The 5,400-nt window shown below is 41.3% G+C and carries 6 protein-coding genes; all 6 read right to left on the bottom strand.

The genetic code is table 11. The annotated features are described in order from the left end of the window. Nucleotides 1-160 precede the first annotated feature (160 nt). The 6 genes from PHO71_RS25100 to PHO71_RS25125 all read right to left on the bottom strand — a co-directional run bounded on the left by PHO71_RS25100 (nt 161) and on the right by PHO71_RS25125 (nt 5,288). Nucleotides 161-1,249, bottom strand: a complete 1,089-nt coding sequence (locus PHO71_RS25100) for a hypothetical protein (protein ID WP_300208922.1) — start codon at nt 1,247-1,249, stop codon at nt 161-163. 37 nt (nt 1,250-1,286) lie between these two features. Then, nucleotides 1,287-2,339: a site-specific integrase gene (locus PHO71_RS25105; protein ID WP_300208923.1), complete on the bottom strand. Its 1,053-nt coding sequence runs from the start codon at nt 2,337-2,339 to the stop codon at nt 1,287-1,289. Nucleotides 2,340-2,404: 65 nt separating this feature from the next. After that, nucleotides 2,405-3,280 carry a metallophosphoesterase gene (locus PHO71_RS25110; protein ID WP_300208924.1) on the bottom strand — a complete coding sequence of 292 codons (876 nt, stop codon included), beginning with the start codon at nt 3,278-3,280 and terminating at the stop codon, nt 2,405-2,407. Between the two features lie 107 nt (nt 3,281-3,387). After that, nucleotides 3,388-3,579 carry a YonK family protein gene (locus PHO71_RS25115; protein ID WP_300208925.1) on the bottom strand — a complete coding sequence of 64 codons (192 nt, stop codon included), beginning with the start codon at nt 3,577-3,579 and terminating at the stop codon, nt 3,388-3,390. An 11-nt stretch (nt 3,580-3,590) separates the two neighbouring features. Then, nucleotides 3,591-4,139: a hypothetical protein gene (locus tag PHO71_RS25120; RefSeq protein WP_300208926.1), complete on the bottom strand. Its 549-nt coding sequence runs from the start codon at nt 4,137-4,139 to the stop codon at nt 3,591-3,593. Between the two features lie 414 nt (nt 4,140-4,553). Further along, nucleotides 4,554-5,288, bottom strand: a complete 735-nt coding sequence (locus tag PHO71_RS25125; protein WP_300208927.1) for a PhoH family protein — start codon at nt 5,286-5,288, stop codon at nt 4,554-4,556. Between the last annotated feature and the right edge of the window lie 112 nt (nt 5,289-5,400).

Raw genomic sequence — 5,400 nt, forward strand, 5'->3', positions numbered from 1 at the left:
TCTGGTAGTCAAACAGTTTTACTCCAAAGAATTCCTCAATGAACCAGATTGGATTCTTGCGCCCCTCTTGAATTACACGAGTATACTTTTCGTATTCTTCTAGTTTGCGTTGAGAGAGTTCTTTTTTCGACATAGGCGTGTTCACATACATAATTCACGCCTACTTTCTTTTTTTCGCTTGTTCAATATCGATAAGTTTGTTCTTCGCAATCCGAAGTTCTTCAAGTGCCTGATCGAGTTCTTTATTTTGTTTAAGAATAATCTCGCGCTGTTCTTTGACCATTTCTGTGTAGTCGTTAGCGTCCCATGTCAACTGCTCCAAAATGCTTCGATTACTCAAATCCGCGATTTGCTTCATGGCATCAGACGTAGTAATATCGAACATGTTGACTTTGATTTTTTCAAACCCGTCTGAATCCATCTCTTTCATCTTCTGAGAGAGCGTATTCTTGCCAATTCCGGTAGCCTTGTTATATGCTGACGAGATATTGTTGTCTTGAGCTATTTTTGCAATTGCAGATAGAAGTTTAGTTTTTGTGTCAGAAAGGTTTTTGAGTCTACCTTCGTCTGGATGAGTACCAAGCAACTCTTGGTTGATAAATTCATCCAGCTTTCGGCATTGAAGCTGTGATTGTGTAATCTGAATAACGCTCTGAATTTTATGACCATCGTCTTTTATTCCGTCTGTGTCACAATATCCAGCAAGCATGTTGAAACAATACTTGCGGTCTTCCTCTGACATGCCGCAATTGTCAAACGGATCATATCCGACGACAGAAATGGCGAAATTCATGTTCTGCTTATCGGATTTGCTCCACTTAGACTCGCGTTCCTCGCGGACTTCATTGTCTGTTTTCTGGAGTTCTCCGCTAACCAGAGTGTTGGCGAATGTCTGGTATTGGTACTGGCGACCATTCAGCATTCTGACATACATGCCCACGTTGAAAATCGAATTGGCCTCGATTATGCCTTTGTATGTCGTTGCATAGAATGGCATATCAAGGAGAGCGAGTGCAATGATTAGTGCGGTCTTTTCGCCATAGCGAGGCGTGTATTCCTGCATTATCTTGTCAATGCAGTCTTTACAGAAAAGCACGCGCCTGCCGGAATGGTTCCATACCTTTGTCCATTGGCTCTTGTAGAAGTTGTCTTCGCTCTTTTCGATCATACAGCACATACAGGTGAACTTCTCTTTTTCAGCCTTTGGTTTCTTGGCGGTAGTTTTTAGTACGCGTGGAATAGAAGGCAACTCCTTTCAAGTTAAGTGAATAGAAGTAGAATTTGATTTATAGGTCTGATAACTTGGCTCTCTCAACTGGTTTTACGCCATCTTCGTCAAAATACTTGCCGATTTCTTCGTCGGCGTCAATATCTTTGTAGACACTTACCATCTGCACTGATTCCCAGCCCACAAGACTTTTAATAACATCGTCCGGAAGACCGCTCTTTGAGAGTTCAGTAGTAAAATGGTGACGAAGCGCATGAATATAAAAAGGAACCCCCAAAATCCTGCTAAAGGTAATCGCCCAGGAATTAAGGGTGTCGGGATTCATGTGTTGAGACGGATCTTCTCTACTGGGGAACAACCACTCGCTCTCGAGTCCGATTTCTTTTCGCTGATTCATCCAGAAATCAAAGTAAGGCTTAAATTTATTTGCCAAAACATAGGCGTGGAGAAATTTACCCATTCCGCGACCCTTTGTTTTTATCTTCTCTGGGGTTTTATATAACGACCCATAGATGATGTTATCATCGGAGAAAAATGAAACCTTAAAGCGCAGCAACTCTTTCTTCCTGCGCCCAGAATATGCTCCCAGCGCCAAAAGACAGGCTTTATCATACTGTTTGTCGGCTACGAGAGCAGCCAGTAGAGAATCAACTTGTTCCTCTGTCAATACTGTCTTCTCACGGACTGCCTGATTTATTGGACTTTCCACTTTGCGGATAATTGGTCGGAAGCCTTCATACTCGTCGTCAAGTATATTTTCAATATAATTTGAAAGTGAAGACAAAGTGCTTTTGAGTCTGCGCACACGAGCGGGGCTATTCCCGTTAGTATTTATCAGCCAGTTCTGATATGAAATAATATCACGCTTAGATGTCTTGACAAAAACTTTATTCCCGTTATTGATGAGGTTCCAAGTGAAGAAAATTTCGAGATCGTTCTTATAACTCAAAATCGTAGCATCGCTTCGCTGGATTGATTTTAAGTACGTAAGGAAATCTTCAAGCAGTCTACGATTCTCTGGGTTTATTTTGGAGAGCAATTCCGGCGAAGTAATTTTATTCTGCTGAGTTTTTCTACCCACTTTCTTCACTCCTTTCTTTTGTCTATGCAAGGAGAATAGAATAACAGTCTATTCTCCAACCCGCAAATCGATATACAGTCAAAAGCGGGTGTGTTTTACAAAATAATACGCTTAGTGGCATCGTACAGCAGGTTTCCTTCTTTATCCTGCGCGACGAGAATGAACCCTTTCTGCTGCGGGTCTGTCAACCGCCCATCGGTATAATCCATCTTCTCAGTACGACAACATGCGCCTTGTTCAAATATCGTAATGCGTCCTTTTTTCAGATCGCCGGTACGATGGGTATGGGCTAGAATTAATGAATCGAAGGGTTCATCGTCCGATTTAAGGAAATATTCCATAGCACGCTCTGCGGTCTTTAAATTCCCGCTTGAAAATGCCATTGGGTGGCAGAACCAAGATTTTCCGACTTTACAAGACCATCCGCCATCAAAATGAAACTTAATATCTGGGAACACCTTTATAAGAGGGTCGTACCAGATTTTTGCCTTACTTCGTTTGTCATAACGACGCATTCCATCTTCAACGATAAGGTCTAGGGCGGTCATTGGCATGAGTTCAAGTAGATCAGAGTCAAGCGCTTTGCTTAAATACGCTTGCATACGAACATCGTGATTGCCTACGGTAACATAGATTTCATTCGGCATGAGCATGTCAATTAGATCAATTAGATATTGTCTTGCTTGAATGATTTCGTCCATCGGGGAATCTCGGTATACTTTATTGAACTTGGATAGAGCTTGGCAATCTAAAATATCACCATTAAGAACAAGCGTATCTATTTTGCCCGAATACTCAACAAATGTATCAATCGGCAACTGATAAGGCACATGCAAATCGCTAATAGAGAGAATCCACTTATGTACGTTCTGCTTCCGCAGTTCTTTTTCATACATTCTGCCATCGTTGAAATAAGTCCACTGTTTCCTGAATTTGCTTTCCCCAAAATCGGTATGGAATTCATTATTCATCAGAACTGCAATTTTATTGCAATCAATCCCATATGTCGCCTTGTTTGAATAAAGCCGATCTAAGTAGTCGTAATATCCTTCATTTCCTTTTCGCTCTAGCAGTGTACTCACTCCCCGTCCGGCATCCGATCATCGCCAAACTTAAACATGGCAGACAAACCCTCTTTGCCGTGAAATTCCTTTAGAACCTTCATAAGATCATAGACTTTAGTATCTTCCTTTTCGTACTCTGTGATTGTCATATCATCGGTATTCAGAACCGCATTACGGAATGATATGGATTGAGATTGTTTAGCCATATTAATCTCCTTTAATCTAACAAATCTGCTAGTTTTGATGTTTCGCTATCTACAATATACGACTTTATTTTTTCTATCGCTAGAGGAATTTTATCAAGAGCGTCATATCTGATTTCAATTAATTCGATCCCCTCACCATTGCAGAAGGTTCTCTTTATTTCGTCGCGTTCTTGACAACTACGTAACGCTTCTTCTCCACCAAAGAATCCGATTGGTTCGTAGTGCTGTTTTCCTTGAAATTCAACTGCTATAAATGCTCTTGGAATATAAAAATCAAACCTTAGCGGTTTGATATTTTTACACCGATTAAAAACCTTTTGGACTGAAAAACTAATACCGTTGTTTCGCAAGTATTCGGATAATAAATTTTCTCCAATAGATTTTACGCACCCACAGGATGTCGTGTGTCCATGTGTAAGTGGGTAAGCAGAGACGATAGCTGTATTCCCGCACGCACATAAACATTTCCATTTTGTTTTGGTATATTTTGGCGTAGGGTGCAATGATATAGCTGTAAGATTCCCGAAAGTCATTCCGGTTAAATCACGAGTTCTTTTCATTCTTCTTTCGTCGCTTTGCACAGCATTCTTCTGACACCCACAACCTTTTGTATTACCAGATTTCAGAGCGCAAAGCCTAACGTCAAACTCGTTTCCACAATCGCATCTACATCGTACAGTGAATGATCCGTATATTTTTAACTCGTTCGCCTCTCCGATTATCACACAATTTCCATACCTTTTGCCAATGCATTCCTCAATTTTTGTTCTCCGTCCCATCGTCCAATCCCCCTATTTCTAATCGCTCATAAAAAGACGCCAAAGCATAAAACAATGCTGGCGTCCTCGTATACTTATAGGTGCTGATTCCACAAACATCTTTTACAAAGGTATATTTAATCCCGACTGATTTGAGATATTTAACTTCTTCTTTGAATTGAGTTGAATATTCCTTATCGAATTTCGCTCTAATATCTATCCCCTCAACTTGTCTGCATGATCAGCTATCCAACCCCGATAATTCTGTGTTAGTTTACAAACCGCCGTGCGTGGGTCGTCCTTAAAATGGTCAAGGTATTTTGTGAACCCACTATTTTTAGGATTTGGCAAATCACACTGGACTTCGTTCCCAAGAACGATTATCTTATCGTAGTCTCCGCACCTTGTAAGAATCTTTCTAAGCTCGTGGACTGTATTATTTTGCGCTTCGTCCACAATCACTACCATGCGGGAATCTGGATTTCCTAAGTTAACTCCGCGCAGATAGACATTAGAAATGCACTCAATGTAGGCAGTTCCTTCTTTGATGCTCTCCATACTGCATTTCTGCTTAATTACTCGTTCAGGATCAATATTCCCACGAATACATGCTTGGGCGAACCCATCAAATAAACGCTCCGTCTTCTCCTCAAGAGTTCCCGGCAGGAACCCTACCTTGTTTTCTGTTACCGGCGCGGCAACATAGATAATCCCGTCATACGGGCCATTGCTTACAAGAAGGTTTGCGGTCAGCGTCGCTATTGTGGTTTTTCCTGTACCAGCAAGAGCATCACAGAATATGATGATTTTATCCGGATTCCAAATTTGATCTCTGAATTCGCGTTGCTCGTCATCGAGAGTAAGCCCATAAAAAATGTGGCTATTAAGGCTTTTCAGTTGTTCTTCTTTATTTCTGTAGGTCGCGCTAGGAGATGCTTTCGTCTTCGCCATACGTCACCTACAGGATTAGGTCGAGATCGGAAATAATCTCGTCACAGATTCCAAATTCTACGGCTTCTTTTGCGCTGATAAACCATTCGGTAGTGATGCGCTCCTCCAAAAG

Source organism: Bacteroides sp. (assembly GCF_028690125.1).
GTDB lineage: Bacteria > Bacteroidota > Bacteroidia > Bacteroidales > Bacteroidaceae > Bacteroides.

What these genes read in the sequence shown, in the direction of transcription:
- PHO71_RS25125 (WP_300208927.1), bottom strand. Translation starts at nt 5,288, where the DNA reads ATGGCGAAGACGAAAGCATCTCCTAGCGCGACCTACAGAAATAAAGAA.
- PHO71_RS25115 (WP_300208925.1), bottom strand. Translation starts at nt 3,579, where the DNA reads ATGGCTAAACAATCTCAATCCATATCATTCCGTAATGCGGTTCTGAAT.
- PHO71_RS25120 (WP_300208926.1), bottom strand. Translation starts at nt 4,139, where the DNA reads ATGAAAAGAACTCGTGATTTAACCGGAATGACTTTCGGGAATCTTACA.
- PHO71_RS25110 (WP_300208924.1), bottom strand. Translation starts at nt 3,280, where the DNA reads ATGAATAATGAATTCCATACCGATTTTGGGGAAAGCAAATTCAGGAAA.